The 25911-nt window shown below is 59.9% G+C and carries 19 protein-coding genes and 1 pseudogene; 3 read left to right on the forward strand and 17 right to left on the reverse strand.

Annotated elements, in window-relative coordinates; genetic code table 11:
* Nucleotide 1 precedes the first annotated feature (1 nt).
* The 3 genes and pseudogenes from gatC to DDF78_RS03520 all read right to left on the reverse strand — a co-directional run.
* The gene (gene gatC, locus DDF78_RS03510) at nucleotides 2–298 is read right to left on the reverse strand and encodes an Asp-tRNA(Asn)/Glu-tRNA(Gln) amidotransferase subunit GatC (protein ID WP_152580404.1); all 297 of its coding nucleotides are present in this window, start codon (nucleotides 296–298) and stop codon (nucleotides 2–4) included.
* A 299-nt stretch (nucleotides 299–597) separates the two neighbouring features.
* Nucleotides 598–1509: a permease of ABC transporter system gene (locus DDF78_RS03515; protein WP_152580405.1), complete on the reverse strand. Its 912-nt coding sequence runs from the start codon at nucleotides 1507–1509 to the stop codon at nucleotides 598–600.
* Nucleotides 1510–2086: 577 nt separating this feature from the next.
* A pseudogene (locus DDF78_RS03520) lies at nucleotides 2087–2786 on the reverse strand (ATP-binding cassette domain-containing protein); the annotation flags it as partial.
* A 557-nt stretch (nucleotides 2787–3343) separates the two neighbouring features.
* Between DDF78_RS03520 and DDF78_RS03525 the strand changes: the two are divergent.
* The gene (locus tag DDF78_RS03525; RefSeq protein WP_152580407.1) at nucleotides 3344–4315 is read left to right on the forward strand and encodes a hypothetical protein; all 972 of its coding nucleotides are present in this window, start codon (nucleotides 3344–3346) and stop codon (nucleotides 4313–4315) included.
* A gap of 358 nt (nucleotides 4316–4673) precedes the next feature.
* On the opposite strand, the gene DDF78_RS03530 is transcribed toward DDF78_RS03525, so the two are convergent.
* From DDF78_RS03530 to DDF78_RS03545, 4 genes are all read right to left on the reverse strand, one after another.
* Entirely contained in the window at nucleotides 4674–5495 is an 822-nt protein-coding gene (locus DDF78_RS03530) for a TrmH family RNA methyltransferase (RefSeq protein ID WP_152580408.1), read from the reverse strand.
* Nucleotides 5496–5535: 40 nt separating this feature from the next.
* Complete coding sequence (locus tag DDF78_RS12075; protein WP_237564530.1) at nucleotides 5536–6273, reverse strand: orotate phosphoribosyltransferase; 738 nt, start codon at nucleotides 6271–6273, stop codon at nucleotides 5536–5538.
* A 216-nt stretch (nucleotides 6274–6489) separates the two neighbouring features.
* Complete coding sequence (locus DDF78_RS03540) at nucleotides 6490–7833, reverse strand: DNA recombination protein RmuC (protein ID WP_152580409.1); 1344 nt, start codon at nucleotides 7831–7833, stop codon at nucleotides 6490–6492.
* A 194-nt stretch (nucleotides 7834–8027) separates the two neighbouring features.
* Entirely contained in the window at nucleotides 8028–8309 is a 282-nt protein-coding gene (locus DDF78_RS03545; RefSeq protein ID WP_152580410.1) for a metal-sensitive transcriptional regulator, read from the reverse strand.
* Nucleotides 8310–8656: 347 nt separating this feature from the next.
* Between DDF78_RS03545 and DDF78_RS03550 the strand changes: the two genes are divergently transcribed.
* On the forward strand, nucleotides 8657–9475 hold the full coding sequence (locus DDF78_RS03550; protein WP_152580411.1) for a hypothetical protein: 819 nt from the start codon (nucleotides 8657–8659) through the stop codon (nucleotides 9473–9475).
* A 155-nt stretch (nucleotides 9476–9630) separates the two neighbouring features.
* Here the strand turns inward: DDF78_RS03550 and DDF78_RS03555 are convergent, their stop codons facing one another.
* The 7 genes from DDF78_RS03555 to DDF78_RS03585 form a co-directional block, all read right to left on the reverse strand.
* Nucleotides 9631–12315, reverse strand: a complete 2685-nt coding sequence (locus tag DDF78_RS03555; RefSeq protein WP_152580412.1) for an ATP-dependent Clp protease ATP-binding subunit — start codon at nucleotides 12313–12315, stop codon at nucleotides 9631–9633.
* Between the two features lie 177 nt (nucleotides 12316–12492).
* Entirely contained in the window at nucleotides 12493–13539 is a 1047-nt protein-coding gene (locus tag DDF78_RS03560) for a C-terminal binding protein (RefSeq protein WP_152580413.1), read from the reverse strand.
* A 1-nt stretch (nucleotide 13540) separates the two neighbouring features.
* A complete protein-coding gene (locus tag DDF78_RS03565) occupies nucleotides 13541–14080 on the reverse strand; it encodes an aconitase X swivel domain-containing protein (RefSeq protein ID WP_202613189.1) in 540 nt (179 codons plus the stop codon).
* On the reverse strand, nucleotides 14080–15507 hold the full coding sequence (locus tag DDF78_RS03570; protein WP_152580414.1) for an aconitase X catalytic domain-containing protein: 1428 nt from the start codon (nucleotides 15505–15507) through the stop codon (nucleotides 14080–14082). Before DDF78_RS03570 ends, DDF78_RS03565 begins: the two co-directional genes overlap by 1 nt.
* A gap of 131 nt (nucleotides 15508–15638) precedes the next feature.
* Complete coding sequence (locus tag DDF78_RS03575) at nucleotides 15639–16514, reverse strand: ABC transporter ATP-binding protein (RefSeq protein ID WP_237564531.1); 876 nt, start codon at nucleotides 16512–16514, stop codon at nucleotides 15639–15641.
* Between the two features lie 56 nt (nucleotides 16515–16570).
* A complete protein-coding gene (locus tag DDF78_RS03580; RefSeq protein WP_202613190.1) occupies nucleotides 16571–17500 on the reverse strand; it encodes an ABC transporter permease in 930 nt (309 codons plus the stop codon).
* A 116-nt stretch (nucleotides 17501–17616) separates the two neighbouring features.
* Nucleotides 17617–18648, reverse strand: coding sequence for an ABC transporter substrate-binding protein (locus DDF78_RS03585; protein ID WP_202613191.1), 1032 nt, complete (start codon nucleotides 18646–18648; stop codon nucleotides 17617–17619).
* 400 nt (nucleotides 18649–19048) lie between these two features.
* Here DDF78_RS03585 and DDF78_RS11820 point away from each other — a divergent pair, with 400 nt between their 5' ends.
* Nucleotides 19049–19732, forward strand: a complete 684-nt coding sequence (locus tag DDF78_RS11820) for an IclR family transcriptional regulator (RefSeq protein WP_162000675.1) — start codon at nucleotides 19049–19051, stop codon at nucleotides 19730–19732.
* Nucleotides 19733–20446: 714 nt separating this feature from the next.
* Here the strand turns inward: DDF78_RS11820 and hutU are convergent.
* From hutU to DDF78_RS03605, 3 genes are all read right to left on the reverse strand, one after another.
* Complete coding sequence (gene hutU, locus DDF78_RS03595) at nucleotides 20447–22498, reverse strand: urocanate hydratase (RefSeq protein ID WP_152580416.1); 2052 nt, start codon at nucleotides 22496–22498, stop codon at nucleotides 20447–20449.
* Nucleotides 22499–22598: 100 nt separating this feature from the next.
* Nucleotides 22599–24245: an amidohydrolase family protein gene (locus DDF78_RS03600; protein WP_202613192.1), complete on the reverse strand. Its 1647-nt coding sequence runs from the start codon at nucleotides 24243–24245 to the stop codon at nucleotides 22599–22601.
* Between the two features lie 109 nt (nucleotides 24246–24354).
* Nucleotides 24355–25812, reverse strand: a complete 1458-nt coding sequence (locus DDF78_RS03605) for a formimidoylglutamate deiminase (protein ID WP_202613193.1) — start codon at nucleotides 25810–25812, stop codon at nucleotides 24355–24357.
* Nucleotides 25813–25911 lie beyond the last annotated feature (99 nt).

A 25911-nucleotide genomic window follows, 5' to 3' on the forward strand; every position in this document is an offset into this window, starting at 1 on the left:
CTCACTCCTCCCCTAGGATTCTCGGAGCCACGAACATGCCGGCCTCGGAGCGCGGCGCGCCCGCAAGCGCTTCTTCCTGCGGCAGCGGCGTAACGGCCTCATCGGGGCGCAGGTAGGCCTCCAGCGGCACCGGATTCGCGGTGGGCGGCACATCGTCGCCAGCGACTTCCTGCACCTTGTTGATGGATTCGGCGATGACGTTCAGCTCGCCCTGCAGGCGGGCGGTCTCCTCATCGGTGAGCGCTATGCGGGCGAGATCGCCCAGATGCTCGATTTCTTCGCGTGTAAACGTAGGCATGGCCTCAACTATATGGACCATATGTGACGTTGCTGGGTCGGGGCAGGGTTGAGGGTGGGGTTGGGTCGGAGCGGAGCCTCGCCAAGTTCGGGGTGAAGCTGTGACGAAGTCGGGGTGGGGTCGCGCGGTAGAGTCGCAGTGGAATCGCGCAACAGGATTGCGTCGCCTTGTGACCGCTAACGTGAGGCTGCCGTACAAAACGCAACGCAATCAGGCTTCAAAACGTTACATTCTATACGGCAAGCTCGCGTTAGCGGTCATTGAGCAACGCCAAACGCACTCGCCAGCACACGTCAGCTTCAGCCCTTGACGTCGCTGCGTCTGATGGCGATGACGCCGATGACATAGAACACCGCCGTCCAAGCCAGGAATATCAACCCGCTTTGCCACCAGACCGGCGAGAACGGCGCGTGGACAAGCGTCGGATTCGGAGCGGGGTTCGGGCCGCGCATGAAATTGCTGATCGACATATCCGGCAGGCACATGGAGATTGACGCAAGCCACCCGAGATGGGAATTGAACGATGAGGTGATGCTGACGATCTGCGAGAGAATCATCAGCAGACCAACCAGCGAGAACACGCCGCCGACCGTGGACCGGCACATCGCGCCCAGACCTTGCGCGAGTACGGCCATCAGCATCAGTATGACCGGCGCTCCCAGAATTACCACGAAAGGCAGTATGTTCTGCTTGGCGGGAATCGGCGTCAGCGAGGAGCCTGCGGTCATCGCGAGCATAATCACCCACGACAGCAGCATGCCGAGCAGTGAGAACACGCCGGTGAATGCTGCCGCTGCAACCGCCTTCGCATTCATGAACATGACCCGCCTGGGGTTGACGCTCAGCGACGCCTGCACGCAGGAGGTCGTGTATTCGCTGGTGATGGCCATGACGCCGAAAATGCCGATGACCAGCGCCACAGTAGCGGCATTCGAGCCGACGGAGGACCACAGTTCGGCGCTGGACACTGGCCTGGGCGTACCGAGCTTTTCCCCGGTATTCAAGTCGATGGTACTGACGTAGGTGATGCTCCACACGCTTAGCGCCGCCATCGCAGGCAGCAGCACTGCGGTGATGCCCATAAGCCACCAAGTCGAGGTCAGACTCGCGAGCTTCACCAGTTCGGCATGCACGCTGCCCCAGAAGCTCAGGCGCAGTCTGCTCGACGCCATGCGCCGCCCGGTCGTGTAGCCGCCGTTCGCGTTGCTCATCGCGCACCTCCTTGCGTCGTCGCCTGCTCGGGTGGTTGCTGGTTGGAGTCGCCGGTTTGCGGTTGTGTCTGCGCCTCTGACTGTGGTGTCTCTGACTGTGGTTGCGGCGGCGTTTGCTCGGGTGCAGCAACCGGCTGATTACCACCAAACTGCGGAGCGTCTGCTCGCGTGCTAGCTGACGGAGTTGGGGCGACTAATTGCGAGACGATCGCCGGGGACGGCGCGTCCAGTTGAGCCGAATCATCCGGCTGCGGGCCAACTGACTGAGCCTGAGCGGCCGCAGCCATTCCTTGTGGTGGCAAAGCTTGCGACGACACTCCATACTGCACGGGCGCCTGGCCGGGAACTTCGCGCGTCACGTATTGCACCTGGCTGTGAGTGAGCATCATGTAGGCGTCTTCCAGCGAAGCCCGCTCCTCGATGAGTTCGTAGGTCACCAGCTGGGCCTGTGCGAACACTTGCGCGGTTCGCTCCAACTGCGCGCCGGTGATGCGCAGCACCGCGCCGCGCTCCGGGTCGGACGACAGCCGTGTAGCCTCGCTGATCTGCACCTGATTCGCGCCTTCGAATATCCTCCTGAGCTTGTCCGGCTCCGGCGTAACGACGCGAATCGCATGCGCCGAATGCTCTGCGACGAAGCGGTCGACCGAAGTCGTTTCGAGGATGCGCCCCTGGCCGATGATCACCAGATTATCGGCGGTCAGCGCGACCTCGCTCATCAAGTGGGAGCTGAGCAGCACCGCCCGGCCCTGACTGGCGTAGAAGCGGCACAATTCGCGCACCCATTTGACGCCTTCAGGGTCGAGGCCGTTCACCGGCTCATCCAGCACAAGATTATGCGGATCGCCCAGCAGCGCCGCCGCAATCGAAAGCCGCTGGCTCATGCCCAGCGAGAACGACCCTGCCTTGCGCTTCCTCACGCTCTCCAGGCCAGTCAGCGCGATAACCTCGTCCACACGCTTCCTGGGAATGCCGTTAGTCAGGGCGAGCGCGAGCAGATGGCTGTATGCCGACCGGCCCTTATGCGCCGACTTGGCATCCAGCACCGCGCCCACCAACGCCATAGGTGACGCGCTCTCGCGGAAGGGTTTGCCGTCGATCAGCGCACGCCCGGCATCAGGCTTGAGCAGCCCCAGCGCAGCACGCATCGTGGTCGATTTTCCTGCGCCGTTCGGCCCGAGGAAGCCCGTGACCTTGCCATCTTCCGCTGTGAAGCTGACCTGATCGAGCGCAATCTTGCCCTTGAACTGCTTGCTGACGCCTTCGATGGTTATCATGCTTAACCACTCTAGCCCACGCACGTTGCAAATGCCGGATTAAGGCCGTTTCGCGTTGTTTGCTGTTCCCAGTCTGCCCTTTGTCTGCCGCCCCCACCACTTACCCACCTTGCCTAGAATCCTGCCCGTTTGCGCTTACCTACCACTGCCGCCTCCCCTTTCCTGTCTGTTCCTGCTGCCAATACCCAGTCTGTGCACCGAAATGTGTCACAACTCCCGCACTAACTTGACCCTTATGCGGGCGTTGTGACGTATAACTAGCCCGAAACGTCACAACCCCCGCAGTAGGTTCGAGATGCTGCAGGAGTTGTGACGTATGACCGCCCACATACATCACAACTCCCGCATAACCCCCATAATCATGCGGGAGTTGTGACTCAGTTCCGGCTAGGCGCTATCAAGGATGTGACCTTGCAGATGGGATCTTGCAGGTAATGTCGCACTCGCAATGCAATAGTCAGTGTCGCGACACGCCGAATCATCAAAAAGGCAAAGCCTTCGACCACATTGCCCTGCACGGCTTTACGCCGGCAAACGTGCACATTTAGCGTGTTCTTATGAGAGTCAATAACGAAATCGAGCAACTGTCCCGTTCCGCACAATCCCAGCGAATGTGCCTGCATGCAGGTGGTGCCGCACAGCGAGCCGCGCTGAGCCGGCGGGTTCGCAGCGGTACGTTCATCAGTCCGCACCGAGGGCTCTACGCCGAGCAATCGTACTGGGCATCTCTCAGCTCTGATCAGCAAACCTTGCATATGTTGCGGTCCTTGGCTTCGCTGCATCCGCATTGGGTGTTTACCGGTCCAAGCGCCGCCGCGGTCTACCGACTCGAATGCTTCCGCTCACTATCAGATGCATGCGTGACCATCGCTACAACCGCTTCGGCCAATGCCCATTCGAGCAGTGCAATTCGTAGAATCTTCGTTACTCATCTTCAACCGATATGCCACGACGGGCTGTCGGTGGTAACGCCTGAACGCATGCTGGTGGATTGCGCGATGCTCTACCCATTCCGCCAGGCGATGCCGGTATTCAATGAAGTTCTGCGGCGGGGTTTCTGTTCTCGCGACCAGGTTCTTGACCTATGCGACAAGCTTCATCGCGACTGCGGGCCGGCACTGCGGCTGTTGCATTATGGTACCGGTGACTGCGAGAACGGCGGTGAATCATTCTGCTTCGCCACGATGATCGAAGGCGGTCTTGTTCCGCCGCGCATGCAAGTCGAGTTCATCGATCCAAGAGCACCCCATAAACGGTACCGAGTCGATTTTGTGTGGATATTGCATGATGGCAGAATTATCGTCGCCGAATTTGACGGCATGCGCAAATACATCGACCCATCCATGACCGATTGGAAGTCGACGCGACAGGTCGTGCACGAAGAGCGGGAACGCGAGGATGCTCTGCGCCGAGCTGGAGTCACCACCATCGTTCGCATCGATTATCAGGAAGCAAAAGAGATCTGGCCGATGATACGCAAGCTTCGCGATGCCGGTGTGCCGCTGCGGCACAATTCTCAATTATTCTGAAGTTTTATTTCGCCTATTCGTTTGCCCCCATATTGCGTAACGGATTTATTCGGTTGCATCATGCGCGAAGACTACGGAGAATTGCAGAGCTTCGATGACTAGGCAAACGGTGCAACTTCCGCACTAACTCGATCCTTATGCGGGCGTTGTGACGTATATGGGCGGTCATACGTCACAATGCCCGCATTATCTTGAACCTACTGCGGGGGCTGTGACGTTTCAGACCGGTTATACATCACAAGCCCCGCATAACCCTCGTAATCATGCGGGAGTTGTGACGCAGGAGAACGGCATGGGGGAGGGTCGGCTCAGATACGAGTCAGACGTGAGCCAAGATTCGGGACTTAGGACTTAAGACTCAGGATTGCTGGATGCCGCGGCCGTGCTGGGCGATCCAGCAGTGCATCGCAACGGCTGCGGCGGCACCGGCGTTGATGGAGCGCACTGAGCCGAACTGCGAGATGTAGACCACGTCGTCGGCCAGTTCGAGCGCCTTGCTCGACAGGCCGGGGCCCTCGGCTCCGAAAAGCATCAGGCAGCGTTCGGGGAACTGGTAGGACTCGATTGGCACTGCGCCGGGGATGATATCCAAGGCGACGACGCGGCCTTCGCACGGCTGCGCCGTAACGTCGTCGTGGTCGGTGTTGACACGGTCGGTGTTGCTGCGGTCAGCATCAGCAGTATCGGCATTGTGCCGGGCTGCATCGATTTCGCGCTGCATCTGCGCGCGCCATGACGACACGAGTTCCTCGATGCTCGGATGATGCTCGACATGCTGGTAGAGCTCGGTCATGAGCGAGCCTTTGCGGTTCCACTTGTGCGGGCCGACGATATGCACCGTTCGGGCGGCGAAGGCGTTGGCGGTGCGCACCATGGAGCCGATGTTGAAATCATGCGTCCAATTCTCCACGGCGACTTCAAAGCCGTGCCGCCCGCGCACATCGAGATCATCGCGAATCGCCTCGACCGTCCAGTATCGGTATCGGTCCAGAACATTGCGTCGGTCGCCTTCATCCAGCAGCGCCGCGTCGTAGCATCCGCTGACAAAATCCGGAATTGCCGGGTCATCAGGACGCGGCGAGTCGGGGTGCTCCTGCGACCACGGGCCGACGCCAATCTGCCTGAAAACCGGTTCGCCCGAAGCCTTTGCCGCTGCCGTGATAGGGTTCGGCTCCCTCATGCCATGCTCCTCATATACTCGTATCTGTATATGCGCGCCGCTACCGCAGCTCGCGCTCCTCGAATACCTGGATGAACGGCACCGCATGCCGCGAATCGTTTACCGTGTCAACGACTTCGACGGATGAAGCGTCATCGCTTGTGTGTACAGAACCGGACTTGTTGACCTTTGTGGCTTCATCGGTCGCGATTCCATCGCCTGCAGCCTCGCCAGCGCCGCCACTCGTGCTGCCATTCGCGCCAAGACCGCCAATCAGCGTCACTATCGCGAGCACCTGAGCCTGCTCATGTTCCACGATGCTGAAATCGAGGTTCAGTTCGTTGCCGTTGCGCAGCGTCACCAATGACGACGTCTGTACATAGGACTTTTCGGACAGCCAGGAATCAAGCAGTATCACACGCTTGCCGCGAATCGAAGGTCCTTTGATTGACGGATAGACGAAGTCCATGACGAAGCCATCAAGCGATTTCCCTTGGCTGGCGGCGGCATGCATGACGGCAATGACCAGCGGCACGGCGGCAGCGGTCAAAGCACCTACAGCATCGAAATCGCCAAAGTTGAAACCCCGCTCATGCAAAGCGTCGAGCACGGCCTCGCCAGCTAACGCAACGCCGCGCTGGTCAAAGGTCACGGCGGATAATTCGCTGAATGGCTTGCCCAACACTGCTTCACGCAGCATCTGCCTGAGTTCGTCCTTGCCGCCGACACCAATCCTGGCGTCGGCGCCTTGCCCGCCATCCCCGGATTCCGGCAGCACACCTCGTTCGTCCGCGCTCATAGCAGTCCCTTTCGCCATTTCGACATTATTGCCTTATCCATACGCCCAGCGTAACCCGCCTCACCGTCATAACCTCGCACAATTCAGTGCATACGGAATCTCTGCCATGCATGACAACAACGACTCCATAGCGCATCACCTGCTGCCGTGCATCGGCTGCTGTGGCAAGCAGCACAAGCAGCACAATTACCGCTGCAAACCGCCCGCTTCTCCTACTCAGTCATCGGATTCGGGCTGGATCTCGGGCGCGGTAAGCTCGCGCAGATTGGCCTTGTCGGGGTCGATCAGCTCAACTGGCTCGATGACCTTGGTATGGTCGATCTTCTGCAGCTTGCGCGCGGTCACCAGAACGCGCGATTCCAAGGACGAAGCGAACTGGTTGTAGGCTCCTACCGTGCGCGTTATGGCCGTGCCGAGCTTGTTGGCCTTGTCGCCGAGCACGGAGAAGCGTTCGTACAACTCACGCGAAAGATCAAACAGTTTCTTCGCATCATCCGTCAGACTCTGCTGCTGCCAGGCGAAGGCAACCGACTTGAGCACGGCCCACAGGGTGACCGGCGACGTGAGTGCAACCTTGCGCGCGAAGGCATCATCCATCAGCGTCGGGTCAGCTTCAAGGGCTGCCTGCAGCAGTGACTCATTGGGAATGAAGGCGATGACGAAATCCGGGGCAGTCTCGAAGGCATTCCAATACGCCTTGTCTCCCAAGGTTTTCACATGCTCCCGCATAGCCTTGGCATGTGCCTGCAGCAAAGCATTACGACGTTCAAGCTCCTCGGGACTCGCAGTCTCGGATATTTCACAAGCCCGCTGGTAATCCGAATACGGTACCTTCGCATCAATCGGAATCGACTTGCCGCCAGGCAGCCGAACGACCATATCCGGGCGCTGAATATGACCCTCCGGATCCGTGACGACGACCTGCGTGTCGAAATCCACATGCTCCAGCAAACCAGCCGACTCCACGATGTTCTTGAGCTGGGCCTCGCCCCAAGCACCGCGCACCTTGTTGTTGCGCAGTGCTGCGGACAGCGAGCTGGTCTCCTTGTCGAGCCGGGTCTGCTGCTCTCCGAGCCCTTTGAGCTGCTCGCCAAGCGCACCCATCTCATGCTTGCGGCCTTCCTCGATCTGCGCGACCTTGAGCTGCAGAGAATCGAGGTTCTTCTGCACCGGGGCAAGCGCGGAAAGCACTTTGCTCTGCTCGGCCAAGGTTTTGGCCTGCGCCTCCTGTTTTCGCTTCGCCTCAGCTTCAGCACGCTCGCGCTCATGCTCCAAGCGAATCTGCTCAGCGCGCTGCGCCTGCGCAAGCTGCGAGGTGACGAAAGACAACTGCTGGTTCAGCCCATCGCACTGGGCACGATACTGGGCGCACCGCGCGGTGAGCTCGCCGACCTGGCGAACTGACTGCTCATTCAGCGCCTTCTGCTCGGCAAGCTGCTCATCGCCTGCTCCTCGCGCCGCATTCTGCCCCTTCGCCTTGCCCAGCACAAAACCCGCGAACAGCGCTAACGCCGCCACGAGCAATATCAGTATCACCAGCACTACAGGATTATCGAACATATGTTCTATTACAATGCATGCCGTGGACGCAGGAAACACGCCGCAAAAACAGCCGAAACGGGCGGGGCCGACAAAGCCGACAGTACCCCAACCGTGATTTCGCCAGCACCCAACAGCCGGCAATCAGCCTCTAAAAGTCAATTGTCTTTATATAACCGACCCCACCACAGCCCACCGCCACAACCCTCACCGCGCTACGACCTGACCAGCCTGCCGATGGCCGCAGAGGCTTCGGCCAGCTTCTCGTCGGCCACTTCACCGCCCTGCGCCGAAGCCTGCCGGACGCAATGGTTCAGGTGATCGTCAAGCAGCAGCAACGCGACCGACTTAAGACCGGAATTGGCTGCGGCAATCTGCGTGAGCACGTCGATGCAGTACTTGTCGTCCTCAACCATCTGCGCGATGGCATGAACCTGCCCTTCGACGCGGTGCAGCCGGGCCAGCACCTTGGCCTTGTCCTCCCCGTATCCCTGCATGTTGTCTCACGCTCCTTCCCTGACGACTCGCCGCCGCGCCGATGCCTCGCGAAGCGATAACGCGCTCGGCACATCGGCTACCGACTCTCCGAACAGCATATGGCATATACGATTCGGATTTGCCCATACCCTCCTAGGGTATGCCTACAGTTCATTCTAGGCACTGCCCAGCCCAACAAACCAGCCTCCGCGCCCTCAGCGCAACGCCACAGCACAAAGCTCCGCGCCGCACGACACCCCGCGCGAGCGAAGCGCATGCGTTTATTTTGCAACAAGCGACCGTATCCGTTTGGCTGTGGCCACTCGAACTGCGATGATAAGAAGTTGGGAATCATAAGGAGGAACCGGTGGGATTCGATCTGTTCATGGCCGTCGTAGCCATCGTTCTGGCCATTTTCCTCACATGGCTGACGCTGTGGCTGTTTTTCGGCCAGAATCGCGGTGACGCCGTCAACGGCACCGTCAGCGATGCCACAGCCGCCCACAACGCCACCGATGCCACAGAAAACGGCGGCAATCAGCATTCGGGCATGTCGGAGGCAGGCCTAGAACACACCGGTCATATCCGCAATCTCATGCTGCTGAGCGCGGTGCTCACCCTCGCGATTATTGCCACGACGCTGCTCGACACCACGAATACGCACGTCGTGCCGTCATGGGTCACGAGCGTCTGGCTGCGCGCCATATTCGCCACGCCGATTCTGTTCTACTGCGGCAGGCCGATTCACCGTGTCGGCTGGGCGGCCCTGTCGCATCGCGTCGCCAACACTGATTCGCTGGTGATGCTCGGCTCGGCGCTCTCCTACGCCTACAGCCTCGTGCTCTGCATTGCGCCGAATCTGCTGCCCGCAGCACTGTACGAATGGGGCTTCGCCCTGATGGGAGTAGCCATAACGCTGGCTTTGCTGTGCCATCAATTCAACGCGGAAACAATGTCGCCAGCCAAGGAACGAGCGCTGGCAAGCCGAGTCCGCATCTCGCGCATCGTCGTGCCTGCAGTCTTGCTCGTCGCCACTTGGGCATTCGCCATCGAAATCGTGTTCGGCCCGCAGCCGCGCCTTGCGCTGGCCGTCATGTTCGCCTCAATCGTGCTCATACTCGCCGGACTTATCATGTCGGCGGCCTGGCTCGCTTTGGAGCGATTCGCAGCACCAGCCAAGGGCTAGCCCTCCGCGAACCGGCCTGCCCCAGGAATCCGACACCGTGTTGGGGGGGGGCGTAATTCAGTTATAATCTCGGAAAATGCGGCATTAGGAAGGGCTTGTGACTGGGAATACTCCACAGCCACAAGCCCTTTGCACTTAGATAGTCAATCAGTTAATCAGCTTTCTTTTAGCGGATCCTCGGGCATGGTGCTCAGCTCAAGGTGTTCGCCGCCGGTCTGGTCCACCAGCACGGTGTCGCCATCGTGCACCTGGCCCGCCAGCAGCATGCGCGCCATCTGGTCGCCGACCTCGGTCTGCACCAGGCGACGCAAGGGCCGCGCGCCATACGCCGGGTCGTAGCCCATATTCGCCAGCCACTCGCGGGCCGCGTCGGTCACGTCGAGCGTGATGCGGCGGTCGGTGAGCCGCGCGGCGACTTCCTTGACCTGGATGCTGACGATGCCGCCAAGCTCCTGGCGCGTCAGCGGGTGGAAGATGATGAGGTCATCCAAGCGGTTGACGAATTCGGGCTTGAACTGCGCGTGTACCGCGTCCATCACCGCAATCCGCTTCGCGTCGTCATCGAGGTCCGGCTGCACGAGGAACTGCGAGCCGAGGTTCGAGGTCATGATGAGAATCGTGTTCTTGAAGTCGACCGTCCGGCCTTGCCCGTCGGTCAGGCGACCGTCGTCCAAAACCTGCAGCAGCACGTCGAAGACTTCCGGATTGGCTTTCTCGACCTCGTCGAACAGCACGACCGAGTAGGGCCTGCGCCGCACGGCCTCGGTGAGCTGGCCGCCCTCTTCGTAGCCGATGTAGCCCGGTGCCGCACCGATCAGGCGGGACACGGAGGCCTTCTCCATGTACTCGGACATGTCGATGCGCACCATGGCCTTCTCGTCATCAAACAGGAAGTCGGCGAGCGCCTTCGCCAGTTCGGTCTTGCCCACGCCGGTCGGCCCCAAGAACAGGAAGGAGCCGGTCGGGCGGTTCGGATCCGAGATGCCCGCACGCGAGCGGCGCACGGCGTCGGAGACGGCGCGGATGGCTTCGCTCTGGCCGATGACCCGCTTGGAAAGCGCGTCCTCCATATGCAGCAGCTTCTCGTTCTCGCCCTGCATGAGGCGGCCCACCGGGATGCCAGTCCATTCGGAGACGATGCCCGCCACGGAATCGGCGTCCACATGGTCCGGGACCATCGGCTCGCTGCTAGGCATATCGCCAGTCACGCTTCCATCACCAGAACCATCACCAGAACCATCAGCGCCGCTCACACTACCGTCAGCACCCGCAGCGTCGTCAGCGTTCTCAGCCGCTGCAAGCTCCTTCTGAATCGCCGGAATCTCGCCGTACAGAATGCGGCTGGCCGCTTCGAGATTGCCCTCGCGAGTGAACTTGTCGGCCTCGACGCGCTTGGCATCGAGCTGGGCGCGCAGCTCGCCGACCTTGTTATGGCCGGCTTTCTCTGCATCCCACCGCGCCTGCAATCCGCTGAGCTTCTCGCGCGCATCGGCCATATCGGACTCGATCTTCTCAAGCCGCGCCTTCGAAGCCGGATCCTGCGCCTTCTTGAGCTGCATCTGCTCCATTTCCAGGCGCGTGACCTTGCGCTGCAGCTCATCGATCTCCTCAGGCTGAGAGTCGAGCTCCATGCGCAGATGCGCCGCCGCCTCATCGACCAGGTCGATGGCCTTGTCAGGCAGCTGACGCCCAGAGATGTAGCGGTTCGACAGCGTGGCCGCAGCCACGAGCGCATCGTCGCCGATCGTCACCTTGTGATGGGCCTCATAGCGCTGCTTGAGCCCGCGCAGAATCGCGACCGTGTCCTCCACGCTCGGTTCGCCGACGAACACCTGCTGGAAGCGGCGTTCAAGCGCCGGATCCTTCTCAATGTTCTCGCGGTATTCGTCCAAGGTCGTCGCGCCGATCAGGCGCAGCTCACCCCTGGCCAGCATGGGCTTGAGCATATTGCCCGCGTCCATCGAGCCCTCGGCAGCGCCCGCGCCGACAATGGTGTGAATCTCGTCGATGAAGGTGATAATCTGCCCATCGGCGTTCTTGATCTCCTCAAGCACCGACTTGAGCCGCTCCTCGAATTCGCCGCGATACTTCGAACCGGCCACCATCGAGCCGAGATCCAGGCTGATAAGCCGCTTGTTCTGCAGCGTGCTCGGCACATCGCCGGCTACGATGCGCTGCGCCAGCCCTTCAACCACGGCCGTCTTGCCGACGCCCGGCTCGCCAATCAGCACCGGATTGTTCTTGGTGCGGCGCGACAGAATCTGCATGACGCGACGGACTTCCTGATCGCGCCCGATCACCGGGTCGAGCTTGCCGTCCTTCGCCGCCGCCGTCAGATCGGTCGAATACTTCTCCAAAGCCTTGTAATTGCCTTCGGCGTCCGCGCTCGTGACCTTCTTGCCGCCGCGAATCTGCGGCACGGCCTTGCGCAGCGCCTCAACGGTCACGCCGTTGGATTTGAGGATATCCGCGGCCCGATTCGGCGCGGCCTGCGCGATGCCGATCAACAAGTGCTCGGTGGACACGTAATCGTCGCCCATCTGCTGCATTTCCTTCTCGGCCTGCGTCAGCGCCAACGACAGCTGCCGACTGGCATCCGGTTGGGATGTCGTCGAGCCGCTGGCGCTCGGCAGCGCCACCAGCGCATTGCGCACCTCGGCCCCGATATGCTGCGTATCGCCCCCGGCAGCCTGAATAAGCGCCGGAACCACGCCGTTCTCCTGACGTAGCAAAGCGTCCGCAAGATGCAGCGTATCGACCTGCGCGTTGCCAGCCGCCGACGCGCTCTGAATGGCGTCGCCTATCGCCTGCTGGGCCATCGTGGTGAACTTCTGTTCCATATCAACCTCCGTCGTCAAGCGCCGCAGCCGGCCCCGGTCGCAATCGCAATCGCGTCCCGAGGCGCGTCCGCAGCGCATCACATCAATGTCTGATATGTTCAACCAAGACAGTCACCATTCTATTCCCAAAACTTGAGCGCAGTCGACTCAAGTTTTGTGATGTGGAAATAGTGCGCGTCAAAGAATCAAGGAAGAAGGCCACCGGCTTACCTCACCTTTGAGATTGCCGGCACTTCCCTCACTACTACATCGCCACATGTTGACGATATCGGCGGGATGCCCGCCTTCCACCATGTCGATGCCATTGCGCACGGTGCGCTCCCGCAGCTCGGCAAACGATTCAATCGAGATATACGAAACGTGCGGTGTGACGACAATGCCGGGAACATGCAAGATCGGATCGTCGACGCTCGGCGGTTCATCGGCGACTACATCCAACACAGCACCAGCCAAATGCCCGGACCGAACCGCTGCGATAAGCGCCGGCTCATCGAGCACCTTGCCACGAGATGTGTTGACCAATAGCGCACTCGGTTTGCAGCAATCGAATTCAGCAGCTCCCAACAGTCCTGTGGTTTCCTCGCACAACCGTGCGTTGACGCTAATATAGTCGGCCTGGGCAAGCGCCTGATGCAGATCATCCACCTTGGCTATGCCTCGCGCAGCCAGCTTCTCGGCGTCGCGATGCGGATCGTAGCCTATGACATGCATGCCCAAGGCTCCGGCGCGCACAGCCACCGTGCTGCCTATGCGCCCGCAGCCCACAATCAGCAAGGTAGATGCAGAAAGGCGATGCGGCGGGTTCCCAAGCGCAGGCGCGCCCCACTCGCCTTTGGCGATTTTAGGAGTATACCCGTCAAGCGGCTTATAGTGCCGGAAAATCGCAGCGAGCACATAGTCAGCCAAATCCTCAGCGCAGTAGCCATGCACATTCGTGACGGGGATACCGCGTCGTGCAGCCGTTTCCACATCCACGCGATCATAACCGCCGCCGAACAGGGCTATGCCTTTGCAGCATTCCAGCCGATCAACGGTCGTCGCAGGCAATGGTGCATATACCTGTGCAAGAATGAGGTCTGCGCGCGTGCCGAATTCATCAAGGTCTGTCGCGTAGTCATAGCCGGAGAAACGGATGTCTACATTCGGATCCCACGCACGCAGCGCGGCTGTTTCGGCATCGTAGTCGGCCCACTCCTCGTCAATAACCCACACTAGATGCGCCATGCTATCCCTCTGTCTCCGCTGTTTTCGCTCCATCCAGTCCAACCGCGACGCCATCCGCACCCAATCCGGATGCTTCGACGGTAACGAGCTCATCGGTCGCATTCACGGTGACGATATCGCCATCGTGCGTATTCGCATAGAATTCCTCAGGCAGCCTGTTGACCAAGGGGCTTTCCATGATGATCGCGCTTGCCACAAGCGTGGTGTCGAGATTGCGCACCACCATAGCCCGAGGCTCGGTACCCGCTATTTTGAGCTGATACATGCCGTCCGCCTGCACCACGCTAGAGCCAGAGCCGTTGGGAAAAACGAGAATCGTATCGGCTATGGACTGCCCATAGAGGCAATGGTTTTTGTCAAGCACGACGCCGTTCTTCGGATCCACCAGATAAAAGCAGAACGGGTCCTTCGAAAACAGCACTCTGCCGGTTGCCTTGCCTTCGGATATCATATGGCACTGGTATTCGGCCGTCTGCACAGGCTCCTCCGTTGCTGTCTTCTCCATCGCCGCCCCGGCTTGTATATCTTGCGCCTGGCTCATCATGCACCCACCTTTTGCGCTACGTCCATCTTCGCCATAGGCTGCTTCGTCGAACGCCAGGTACCAGGCGTTGTTGCCTTACGCTCTGCGGCACCAGAGCCGGCACGAATACCAGCGAACTCAGCTTCGGACGGACCGGACATCGTGCCTACACCTGCCGCGGAGCCGATTGCGCTCGAAGATTCAGACAACCCGGACTCTGGCTTCTCCGGACCACCGGGCTCTGCGATGCTGCCGACAAGCGCCGCGTCCACCGCTCTTTCCAGCTCGGTGATCACGAACTTCATATCGCGTCGCTTGGTGTAATACGCGCATTTGGGCGAATCGGTCACGCCCTTCTTGCCATACAGGAATTTCCAGCACGGCTGGTCCATGCAGGTATCGGCAATGATGTAGCCGCCAGCACGTTCGATATCGTCGAAATATCCCATCTTCTCCGCCGTGGAGCGAGTAAGCGAGTTCGTCATCGCGAACAGCGGCACGGCGAGCTTACGCCCTCGCACTTTGCTGGCAATCATTGCGACTTGATCGATGGTGATATGCGGGCAACCGAATAACGCAAAATCGATTGTGCCGTACGGGTCGGTCAGTTCGGCACGCATCTTCTCCAAATCGGACTGCGTGATGGTAACGACCTGATCCGGTTCGTGCCCTTGGAACGCCGCTTCCACGGTAGGCGCCTCAGGCGTGAATCCGACGATGTGGTAGATGGCTACGTTTCCGCCGGTATTGAGCTCTGCGCCAAGATTCATCAGCGCGGAACGCGATGGGTTCTTCGGCAGGCCCGCGAACACAGGAACCTTGAAACCGATCAGGCGCGGCGTGAGATAGCCGAGCATTGAATAGTAGAAGTCATTACGCATGTCCGCTTCCACATTGACAAGCACCTGGCCGCGCCGGTTTTCATCGAGCATATAGCCGTACAGAGGCGCCACGCCGGTAATGGCGGCGCACAGGGCGCTCTGCGCCGATTCGCGATTGGTGCGCGCGCCGTATATGGAATTGACGAACGGGGTCGCGCTGGATTCGGAATATGACGTGATCTCGCCGAAACGCGGTACATTCGTCTCAAGATATGGCGTGCAGTCGTAGGTCATAACCGCGCCAAGCCTGCGGTACGCCTTATCGGTGCGCGTGACGATATCCGCATCCTCGGGCGCCACCGGTGAGATGCAGTTCATCTGCTCCAAGTTGAAGCTGGGATTGACCGTAGGCCGCACACGGCACACCGCACCGGCATCGGCAAGCTTCTCGGCGAACCACAAGTCGGCCTCCTGGTTGCTCAACGCAACGTGGGTTTTGGTAACCGGCACCATGTGCGGCGCGTCGAACGCCTCGCCAATCGCCACCTGTACTTTCATCGCCAACTGCGTGCCTTTGCCATATTCTCCGTGGAGCATGGCCAATTCCTCGTCGTTCAGTTCCATTGCGCTCTCCTTGGTTTGCAAATTTTTTCTGCGATTCACGTCGCCATTCACGTCGCTATTCGCATCGATCAAGACCGGTTGCCACGCAAGTCACACATATGAATTCCACACGCTGCCGGCCATGTACGGCCTTACTTGCCCTGTTCGGCCGTTTTGAAGCTTTCTTCGCGGATCAGGTCAGCCGCGTGGTCGCGATATGCAAGGAATTCAGGGGTTCTACGGGTTTCGTAATCGCGTGGGCGCGGTATGTCGATGTCCATGATCTCCTTGATACGGCCTGGTCTTGCGGACATGACGACCGTGCGGTCGGCCAGCAGGATGGCTTCATCGATACCGTGCGTGACCATCACGATTGTGGTGGGCGACTTCTGCCACACTCGCAGCAACAGCTCCTGCATGACAATGCGAGTCTGCATATCCAGCGCGGCGAATGGTTCGTCAAGCAGCAGAACATCGGGATTGGCGGCAAGCGCACGCGCGATGGCAACGCGCTGCTTCATCCCGCCGGACAGCGACTTGGGATACAGATCCTCGAATCCACGCAGGCCGACCAGGTCGACATAAGAATCGGCGATCTGCTCGATTTGCGGGGTGTCGACCTTGCCCTGCTGTTCAAGGCCGAACTGGATGTTCTTGCGAACGGTAAGCCAAGGGAACAAGGTATATGACTGGAATACCATGCCGCGATCCGAGCCAGGGCCGTCAACCACCTTGTTCTTATGAGTGATGGTGCCTGTGGTAGGCGTTTCCAAGCCGCCGATCATGCGCAGCAGCGTGGACTTGCCACAGCCCGAAGGCCCCAGCAAAGTGACGAATTCACGATCCTTGACAACCAGATCGATGCGGTCAAGTGCCTGCACTGCGCCACGCTTGCCTTGCGGCGGAAAGGTCTTCGTGACTCCGGTGATGACGATGTCTCGCATCGGGTCGCCGGGCGCGCCTTCCCACATGCCATTCGCAGCCATTACGCTCTGGCCGCCGTTCTCTTTCAACGTTTCCTGCGTCATCGCGCCGCCTTTTCCCTGTCGTCTGTCATATCTGCCCTGTTCATGCTGGAAGCCGATCACTCTTCACGCCACGGGAACAATGCTTTGGATGCCCACACCAGCACGTTGTCAACAATCAGGCCGATGATGCCCAAGGTCAGAATGCCGACGAAGATCTTGCCGACCAGAACCGTGCGTTGCGCCTGCAGAATCGTATACCCGATTCCAGAGGATGCGCCGACCAGCTCGGCGACGATTACATAAGTCCACGCCCATCCGAGCACGATTCGCAGCGTATCAACGATATCGGGAAGTGTCTTATGGAAAATGATCTTCCACAGGACGCTTGCTCGCGTAGTGCCCAGCGTGTATGACGCCTCGATGAGGCTTCTGTCGACGGAGGCGATGTTGTTCGCCACCATAAGCACGATCTGCGGCAATGACCCCAAGATGATAATCGCCATTTTCTCCTTCTCATCCAAGCCAATCCAGAAAATGAACAGCGGGATGAATGCGGAGGCGGGCATATAGCGAAGGAACGAGAACAACGGCGATAGAAATGCTGAGACAGGCGCGTAGGCACCGACCAGCACTCCAAGAGGAACGCCGATCACCGCAGCGATGATGAAGCCACCCATCACGCGATACACCGTAGCCCAAATGTCGACGACAAAGCCGCCGGAGAACATGGTAACTGCAGAGGCCCACGTCTTAGCAGGCGAAGGCAGGAAGAGCGGATCCACAAACCCGCCATAGGAAAGCAGACTCCACACCGCAAGAATCAACACGAATGCAGCAACGCCAAGCAGCACAGTGGGGACCTTGCCAATCGAGGCTTTCGGCGTGAACGCTTCTCGAAGGCGATGTCCTAATGTCATTTTCGGTGCTGCCGGGAGCGGTTCGTTCACGCTCGCAGCAGCCGTTGCACCGCCATCGCCTCCGGGCCTGATTCTGGATTCCTCGCCGGGGAAGGCCAGCTTCCTCTCGCCACTTTCGATAGGCACCATCTCATACCTGCTTTCCAGCACTCATGCGTTTCTCTGTTCCAATCGCGACGCTCTGGGCACACTGCAATCACAACCCTGCGCCGCTCGCACACAGTCAGACGACTCAGTCAGACAACTCATCCTTGGACGAACTGAGGATTGAGAATCTTGCTCACATCAGCCTTGGTGTCGGCCATCTTGGTGTCGACCCATAGTTGGGCCGCATAATTGGCAATCTTGTAGGCGTCACCCTTGCCATCCTGACCGAAGTATTTCTTGTTGGCAGCCTTGTCCCACAGTTGGATTTCGGTCTGGTACTCCTTCTTGGTGGCGTTCACATCATCGCTGCCAAGCACTTTGTTGAGAATCGTGTAGGCATCATCCGGATTGGACTTCATATATTTTAGCGAGTCATCCCACCCATCCACGATTGCCTGCACTGTCTTGGGGTACTTGTGGACGAATTTGGTGTCAAGGCACAGGGCATCCACGATTACGCCTTTGTAATCAGAACTTGAAAGCAGCACCTTGCCGAAGCTGGTGGATGCGGCCTTGTCCAGCCACGGCTGCCAGGTCATGGCCGCGTCGACTTTGCCCGCCACGAATGCAGAGCCGGCATCTCCGGAACTCATCGACTGCACATTGAAGTCCTTCATCGACATGCCTTCCTTCTGGGCCACATAGTTGAACCAGAAGAAGCTCGCGCCGCCGGTAGTGTCCAATGCTATGGACTTTCCCTTGAGATCCTTGAACGACTTGATGTCCTTCTTCGCAATTAGGCCATCACCGCCGTCCGAAGTGTCCAATGCGAGTACGACCTGGGAGTCTATGCCTGCGGCGCTGGAAAGCACCACGGTATCAAGAGAAGTGGCAATGCCCTGAATGCGGCCGGCAGCAAGCGCGCTCTTGGAATCGGACTTGCTTTCGATGTCCTCGATCTTCACTTTGGCGCCATGCTTTTCGAAGAAGCCCTTTTTCACGGCCAAATCAAGTGGCGCAAAACCCAGCCATGAGGAATGTGCGATGGAAACGGTGCCAGTATAGGTGCCGTCGCCAGATTGCCCGCTATCAGAGGCTGAACTGTTGCCGCATCCGGACAATGCGAGCGCCAGCACAGCCGCAACCGCGGTTGGAGCGATCGCTCTGGTAAGCATATGCCTGTTGTTCATGATTGCTTCCTTTCTACGAACGGCAAGCCGTCTTGCCGAATCAGCTCCGGCTGGCGACAGCATCAAGCGCCGAGCTCCCGATACGTGCAACTCTCTTATGTACCTTGATGTTGCTCGTCAGCGTAACAGCTGTAATTTTCATGTAGTGAAAACGTGTTGTTACTACGCGGTAAACAAATGCGTTTATTGGAAACATTCAATCGGTGCCATTGCTTATGTGACGGCTTATGCGACTGCTCATGTGACAGCAGCTGAAATGAGATTGCGTCTAACGACTTCGGAGCACGTAAATTGTTATCACCATTGCCTGCCACTCATGCGACTGCAAACACAACACATCCTTGCTCTCGATGTCACCGTACAATGGTTACCGGCATTCGAACGAATAGAGATACATACCATGGGCTCCACGCATACTGATACGAACTCCAACAGCTCCATCCGCTCCGTCGATAGGGCGCTTGATTTATTGACGGTAGTGTGCTCTGAACAGTATTCGAGCAGTGGATGCTCTCTGGTCGATTGCGCTAAAACCGCGAATCTCTCCCCCAGCACTGCGCTGAGATTCCTGCGTTCGCTGACGCAGCGCGGCTTCGTCAGCCGGGATGAGGATGGCATGTTCCACGCTGGCACGGAGCTGCTGCGACTTGGTGCGAGCGTGCTCAGCCGCAGCAATCTCATGCGCATCGCGATGCCGGCGATGCGTTCCGTGGTAGGAGACATCAACGAGTCGGTGTATCTGGCGGTGCGCAATGCGGAAGGCGACTGCCTGTACATTGCCATCGAGGAGTGCTCGCAGGCGATTCGCCACGTCAGCTGGGTCGGCAAGTCCATTCCCGCCCGGAGTTCGGCAGCAGGCCAGGTATTGTCCGGAACTGTCGCATTCGGCGAATCCGTCATCGAACGCAATGGCGTGGAGCCTGACGTCACCGCGATTTCCAGCCCGATCTTCGTCGCCGGCCGTCCCGTCGCCGCCATGAGCATCCTCGTGCCGTCATACCGCATGGACTCCGGCAAAGCGCAACGCTGCGAAGCGTCCTTGGTCAAAGCGTGCCAAGAGGTCTCCCAGCAGCTTGGGGCGTGATACGCGGTGATGCGCAATGGCTGTGTTGCGCTCGTTCCTGCTGCTATTCTGCGAATACCGAGTCCCATTCAACAGACTCTTCATATCAGCGAATTTTTATTAAGCACATTCGACGAAAATGCGTTGGCATACACGTCGCAACGCCTGCACTCAGAATTTAAGAATGGCGGAATTCCGCCAAAATGCCGTGTGCCGAACAAGACAGAATCCGTCGTCTACTTTGCGAAGTGCTTAATAGACGAAAAAACTGCTTAATAAACGACGAAAGCGGTTGCCGGGCGAAGATTCCAGATGAAAACCATCGCTGCAGCCATTCATGAAAACGTTGCGACCATTTGCTCAGCACTTTTTCCATCTATTAGGCACTTTTTTCGTCTATTAAGCACATGCGAAAGTATGCAGCCTCTCAAGCATTCATATGATCCTTGAAATTCCGCCATTTCACGATGCCGGCAATACTGTGCTCGGCCTTTCGCAAGCAGCTTCACCCTGCAATGTGCTTAGTAAATGGAAAGCAGCGAAAACTGGACGCTATGCGGGAGCGGAAAGACAAGATTCGGCCAAAATCGGCAACGCGGCAGACGTAATGGTGCCGCCGCATACGCAACAGCACATGCGGCAGCACTATTCCTATCAGTTCATCAGTTTATCGCGCTGCATCTGCCCGCTAGGGTCATGCAATATCCCCAGCAGCAACAGCAACAAGCCGCACCCTTATGCCAGCGTCGCGTCGATGAGCACGTCATCGTCCGGCGCGACCTGGGGGACGGTGATGTGCGCGGTGCCGGTGGCGTCGTGTGCGGCGTTGAAATCGCCGACGACCTCCATCGCGTGCGGGTTGCGCGCCCACGAGCGCCGGGCCACGCCGCTCATCACATCCCACAGCATCGCGGACTGAATGATCCGGTCCACGCGCTCGGAACCGTCGAGCACTAGGCCGAAGCCGCCGTTGATGGCGCGGCCGATGCCCACGCCGCCACCGTTGTGCAGCGTGACGAGGCTCATGCCGCGCGCGCAGTTGCCCGCGAAACATTGCACGGCCATGTCGGCCATGACATTCGAACCGTCCTTGATATTCGAGGTCTCACGGAAGGGCGAATCGGTGCCGGAGACGTCGTGATGGTCGCGCCCGAGCATAATCGGCCCGACCAGCCCTTCGCGCACCATCTCGTTGAAGCGCAGGGCGATGCGCATGCGCCCTTCGCAGTCCTGATACAGGATGCGCGCCTGCGTGCCGACCACGAGCTTCGCCTCTTCGGCGGCTGATATCCAGTTGTAGTTGTCGCGGTCCTGGCTGCGGCGCTCCGGGTCGATGCACGCCATCGCGGCCGCGTCGGTGGCCATCAGGTCGGATTCCTTGCCGCTCAGGCACACCCAGCGGAAGGGGCCGTAACCGTAGTCGAACAGGTGCGGGCCCATGATGTCCTCCACATAGCTGGGCAGCGTGAAGCCGTCCTTGTCGTCCACGCCGTTGCCCGAAAGCTCCTTCGCGCCGGCGTCGAAGCAGGACTTGAGGAAGGAGTTGCCGTAATCGAAGAAGTACGTGCCGCGCTGGTGCAGCTCCTCGACCAGATGGATGTGCTTGACGAGCGATTCGTCAACGAGCTGCCGGAAACGCTCCGGGTCCTCGGCGAGCAGCCGTGTGCGTTCGGCGAAGGTGATGCCGGCTGGGCAGTAGCCGCCCTCGTACACCGCGTGGCAGGAGGTCTGGTCGCTCAGCAGATCGATATGCACGTCATGGTCGACCGCGTATTGCAGCAGATCCACTACATTGCCCGCGTACGCGATGGACACGGCCTCGCCATTCTTGCGCGCCTCGTCGGCGATGTCGAAAGCCTTGGGCAGATCGTCCACGACCTCGTCCACCCAGCCTTGGCTCAGGCGGGTCTGGATGCGCGAGGCATCCACCTCGGCGATGATGCCCACGCCACCGGCCAGTTTGATCGCCTTGGGCTGCGCGCCGGACATGCCGCCCATGCCGGAGGAGACGAACAGCTTGCCGGAGAGGTCATCGTTTTCTGGCACGCCGAGGAACTGGCGGCCAGCGTTGAGCAGCGTGTTGAAGGTGCCATGTACGATGCCCTGCGGCCCGATGTACATCCAACCGCCGGCGGTCATCTGCCCGTAGTTCGCCACGCCCATCTCCTCGGCGATCTCCCAGTCGTCGAGATTGTCGTACATGCCCACCATCAGACCATTGGTAATAATGACTCGCGGCTGGTTCGGCTCGGAGGGAAACAGCCCCAGCGGATGCCCGGATTCCATCGCCAGCGTCTGATGGTCGGTGAGGATTTGCAGGTAGCGCTTGATCATCACGTACTGCATCCAGTCGTGGCACACGGAACCAGTCTCGCCGTAAGTGACCAGCTCGTACGGATACAGCGCCACCTCGAAGTCGAGATTGTTGTCGATCATGACCTGGAACGCCTTGCCTTCCAGGCAGTTGCCCTGGTACTGGTCGACGGGCTTGCCCCAGATGCGCCCGGCGGGGCGGAAACGGTAGCCGTAGATGCGCCCGTAGGTTCTGAGCTCCTCGAGAAACTCCGGGATGAGCTGCTCGTGCAGTTCCGGCGCGATGTAGCGCAGCGCATTCTTCAGCGCGACTTTGGTCTGCGCCTTGCTCAGGCGGTATCCGCGCGAGGGTGCGCGGCGAATCGTCGGGTCGAATTTCGGCATCGGCGGCAGCTCGCTGATGGGGTTGAGCACGATGGCTTGTGCGGTGGCGGGTTGGGTGGTAGCGGGTTGGGTGGCGGTGAGTTGCGTCATGGTGGCTTCTTTCTGTGATGGTGTTTTTATGGGATGGTGATATGCGATGGTGTCTAGTGTTGCGTTGGCCTAACCTCGGTGCGGCTCTAATCGCGTTGCCCTAACCTCGATGAGGCTGCCGGTCGTGCCCGCCCAAATCGAGCGCATGCGTAATCGGCACGCCGGGTCGGTAGGCGATATGCGCGTAGGAAGGCGCGTCCACAAGTGCGAAATCGGCTTTCGCGCCTATGCGGATCACGCCGATATCGCTGCGGCGCAGGGCGAGCGCACCACCAGCCGTCGCGGCCCAGACGGCTTGCGCGATGGTCAGCCCCATCTCGCGCACGGCGATGGCGAAGGCGAAGGGCATCGAGTCGGAGAAGCAGGTGCCCGGATTGCAATCGGAAGCGATGGCGATGGGCACGCCCGCGGCGATGGCGCGGCGCATGTCCGGGTAGGGCTGCTTGGTCGAGAATTCAACCGCAGGCAGATAGGTTGCGACCGTGCCGTATTGGCGTTCCAACGCGGATGCGGCGGGCTGCATTTTGGATGATGCTGCGGACGATGCTGCGGACGATGTCTCCGCTGACATTTCGGCCCATGCGCCGGGCTGCTTGCCAAGCCATGTGGCGGCCAACGCATCGAGGTCATCGTCGGTCAGAAAAGTGCAATGGTCCACGCTTGCCGCGCCCAATTCGCATGCGATGCGCGCGCCAGGGCCGGGGCCGAGCTGCGCGCCATGCACGCGGATGCCAAGGCCACGCTGCTTGGCGGCAGTAAGCATCGCACAGGTTTCGTCGCCGTCGAAAGCGTAGGGGGAATGCGGTTCGCAAAAGACATCCGACCAGCGGGCGTTGCCCTCGCGCACCACTGCGTCCAGCATCGGCCCGCATACCAAGTGCACGTAGTCGTCGCGATCGCCGAAGTGCGGCACGGAGCTTCCGGAGCGAGCATCATCCCCAGCCTGCACCGGCCGATATTCCTCGGGAACCGCATGCCCGCCGAGGAAGGTGGTCTCGGGCGTGAATCGGGCGGCCACGCGCAGTAATTTGGCTTCATTCGATACGTCGAGACCGTAGCCGCTTTTGATCTCCATCGTGGTGGTGCCCTGCGCCCGGGCTTCGCGCAGCAGCGCAAGCGCACGGTCTGCCAGCATGTCTTCGCTGGCCGCGCGGGTAGCACGCACCGTGCGCAGGATGCCGCCGCCGTCATACTGCTGGCCGCCCATGCGCGCCTCGAACTCGTCGCCGCGGTCGCCGCCGAAGACCAGATGCGAATGCGAGTCCACAAAACCCGGCAGCAGCGCCCGACCGGCGAGGTCAATGTGGCGAGGCTCGGCTGTGGCTTCGTTGGTAGCTTCATCGATGGCCTCGGCTTGCTTGTTGGCTTCGGCGGCTTCAATTTGTTCGCGAGACCCGTTGCCGAATTGCGTCACCGCGCGATGTCGACACGGATACCGATATTCCGTGGGCAAATCCTGTTCACGCCCAACCCACTCGATGATTTCGCCGCGAACCACGACCGCAGCCTGCTCAATCATGCCAAGCTGCCCGACCGGAGTCATCGGAGCGTTGGCGTTCAATGGCTCGACGCAGTTCGTCACGAGCTGGCTGATGCCGGTGATTATGGTGATATTAGAGGGTACTGCGGAGTTGGCTGTATCCCAGCTTGCATCACCCGCAGCATCCGCAGCGTTACTCGCGCCTGCGTTCTGCGCCGCAGTCCCATACTCGCATTCATGCTCGTACTTGCGTTCACGTCCGTTCATTACTATCTCACCTTCTTCGCAGTCGTTGCCGCCGCACTATTCGACTTCCATCTCGTTGTTATTGGGTTCATGGTGACTATGCCCGACTCGCAACCCGCTCGCACCCGGCTCATGCCCGTAGCCGTTCAGTCAGCTCGTGGATTCCATCGCTCACATCGTCAGCGGACATCGCACTCGGCTGGCGATTGCGGATCACAAACCGCCCACCGACCGCCACATCGCGCACATCGGCCGCAGTAGCGACCATCGGGATACTTTCCGCACGTACACCGGCCAGATGCGGTGCAGCAGTATCAAGCACCACGAAATCAGCGAGCGTGCCGGCGCTGACATGCCCCGATTCGTCCCATCCCGATGCGGCCTGCCCTTGCTCGGTCATCATCGCCACTAGCTCGGCCGGCGCAAAAGTGTCGCGCTGACCACTGATCAAACGCTGATTACCGTCAAGCCTGCGGACTTCTTCAAACGGATCAATCGACACGTTCTCGTCGGAGCCGATGCACAAGTCAATGCCGGCGTTGCGCATCGCTGCAGCGGCGGGAATGCCGTCTGCGAGATCAGCCTCCGTGGTCGGGCAGATCGCCGCCCGCGCGTGCGCCGCGCCCAGCGTTGCGATATCACTGCCGCTTAGATGCGTCGCATGCACGGCGACAGCGTTCGACCCCCACACTCCGGCCTTGTCCAGCAACTCGACAGGACTCATGCCTGTCGCCTCACGACACGCCTCATTTTCCGCAGTTTGCTCGGACAGATGCACATGCAGCGGGCGCGCGGAAACGCCGTGAACATTATGCATAGTATGGGCATTGCGGCTGTCGTCTATTTCGCCACGGCTCCACTGCGCCACCACCTGCGCCTCATGCTGCGAGCAGGCGCGCACCGAATGCACAGCGGCACCGACCCGCACGCTCTCGCGCAATGTCTCGTCGGATTGAATCGCCCGATCGAGCGCGTCAACGCGGCTCACCCAGGATTCGACATCGCCATCGCCGAAGCGACGCTGGTGCTCGCCCAGATCGTTGCCCTGCACGTCAGCATGCAGGTAGCAGGTGTCGAGCAGGGTCAGGCGAATGCCCGCATCATGCGCGGCGCGAGCGAGCGCAAGCCCCATCTCGTTCGGCTCGTCGTATGGCGTGCCGTCCGGGCGGTGGTGCACGTAGTGGAATTCGGCCACGGTGGTGTAGCCGGACATGAGCATCTCCGTGTACACGCGCCGCGCGTACTCGTAATACAGCTCCGGCGTAAGGTTCGCGGCCACGCGGTACATGGTGTCGCGCCAGCTCCAAAACGTAGCGCCCTCACGCCCAAGTCCGCGCAGCGCGCGATGAAAAGTATGCGAATGGCAGTCGGCAGCGCCGGGCATCACCAGGCCGTCGAGCCTGGTATCACCCTCATGCGCTTGCTCATCGGTGGCTATTTGCGCGTATGCGCCATCGGAAACCGTGAAGCGCACATTGCTGCGCACCGCGCCTTCGACCCAAGCTTGTGCCGCCCAATAGGAGCGCGAGGAGGGGGCCCGCGATTCGCGAGAGTCGGTGTCGGCGTTGCATTGCACGGTGTTCATCATCGTTCCTCCATTGACCACTTGTCGCTTAGCATCTTTGCGCCTGAAAGTTTCCCACCGAGCGATTGGCTATTTAATATTTGCCTCCTGGTCACTTGCCTA

Source organism: Bifidobacterium tibiigranuli (genome assembly GCF_009371885.1).
GTDB classification, from domain to species: domain Bacteria; phylum Actinomycetota; class Actinomycetes; order Actinomycetales; family Bifidobacteriaceae; genus Bifidobacterium; species Bifidobacterium tibiigranuli.

Excerpts from the sequence above, each read along its gene's own strand:
- DDF78_RS03575 (WP_237564531.1), bottom strand. The coding sequence starts at position 16,514 with ATGACGCAGGAAACGTTGAAAGAGAACGGCGGCCAGAGCGTAATGGCT.
- DDF78_RS03515 (WP_152580405.1), bottom strand. The coding sequence starts at position 1,509 with ATGAGCAACGCGAACGGCGGCTACACGACCGGGCGGCGCATGGCGTCG.
- DDF78_RS03570 (WP_152580414.1), bottom strand. The coding sequence starts at position 15,507 with ATGGAACTGAACGACGAGGAATTGGCCATGCTCCACGGAGAATATGGC.
- DDF78_RS11820 (WP_162000675.1), top strand. The coding sequence starts at position 19,049 with ATGGGCTCCACGCATACTGATACGAACTCCAACAGCTCCATCCGCTCC.
- DDF78_RS03540 (WP_152580409.1), bottom strand. The coding sequence starts at position 7,833 with ATGTTCGATAATCCTGTAGTGCTGGTGATACTGATATTGCTCGTGGCG.
- DDF78_RS03560 (WP_152580413.1), bottom strand. The coding sequence starts at position 13,539 with ATGGCGCATCTAGTGTGGGTTATTGACGAGGAGTGGGCCGACTACGAT.
- DDF78_RS03580 (WP_202613190.1), bottom strand. The coding sequence starts at position 17,500 with ATGGTGCCTATCGAAAGTGGCGAGAGGAAGCTGGCCTTCCCCGGCGAG.
- hutU (WP_152580416.1), bottom strand. The coding sequence starts at position 22,498 with ATGACGCAACTCACCGCCACCCAACCCGCTACCACCCAACCCGCCACC.
- DDF78_RS03585 (WP_202613191.1), bottom strand. The coding sequence starts at position 18,648 with ATGAACAACAGGCATATGCTTACCAGAGCGATCGCTCCAACCGCGGTT.
- DDF78_RS03545 (WP_152580410.1), bottom strand. The coding sequence starts at position 8,309 with ATGCAGGGATACGGGGAGGACAAGGCCAAGGTGCTGGCCCGGCTGCAC.
- DDF78_RS03605 (WP_202613193.1), bottom strand. The coding sequence starts at position 25,812 with ATGATGAACACCGTGCAATGCAACGCCGACACCGACTCTCGCGAATCG.
- DDF78_RS03525 (WP_152580407.1), top strand. The coding sequence starts at position 3,344 with ATGAGAGTCAATAACGAAATCGAGCAACTGTCCCGTTCCGCACAATCC.
- gatC (WP_152580404.1), bottom strand. The coding sequence starts at position 298 with ATGCCTACGTTTACACGCGAAGAAATCGAGCATCTGGGCGATCTCGCC.
- DDF78_RS03555 (WP_152580412.1), bottom strand. The coding sequence starts at position 12,315 with ATGGAACAGAAGTTCACCACGATGGCCCAGCAGGCGATAGGCGACGCC.
- DDF78_RS03530 (WP_152580408.1), bottom strand. The coding sequence starts at position 5,495 with ATGAGGGAGCCGAACCCTATCACGGCAGCGGCAAAGGCTTCGGGCGAA.
- DDF78_RS03600 (WP_202613192.1), bottom strand. The coding sequence starts at position 24,245 with ATGAACGGACGTGAACGCAAGTACGAGCATGAATGCGAGTATGGGACT.
- DDF78_RS12075 (WP_237564530.1), bottom strand. The coding sequence starts at position 6,273 with ATGAGCGCGGACGAACGAGGTGTGCTGCCGGAATCCGGGGATGGCGGG.
- DDF78_RS03565 (WP_202613189.1), bottom strand. The coding sequence starts at position 14,080 with ATGAGCCAGGCGCAAGATATACAAGCCGGGGCGGCGATGGAGAAGACA.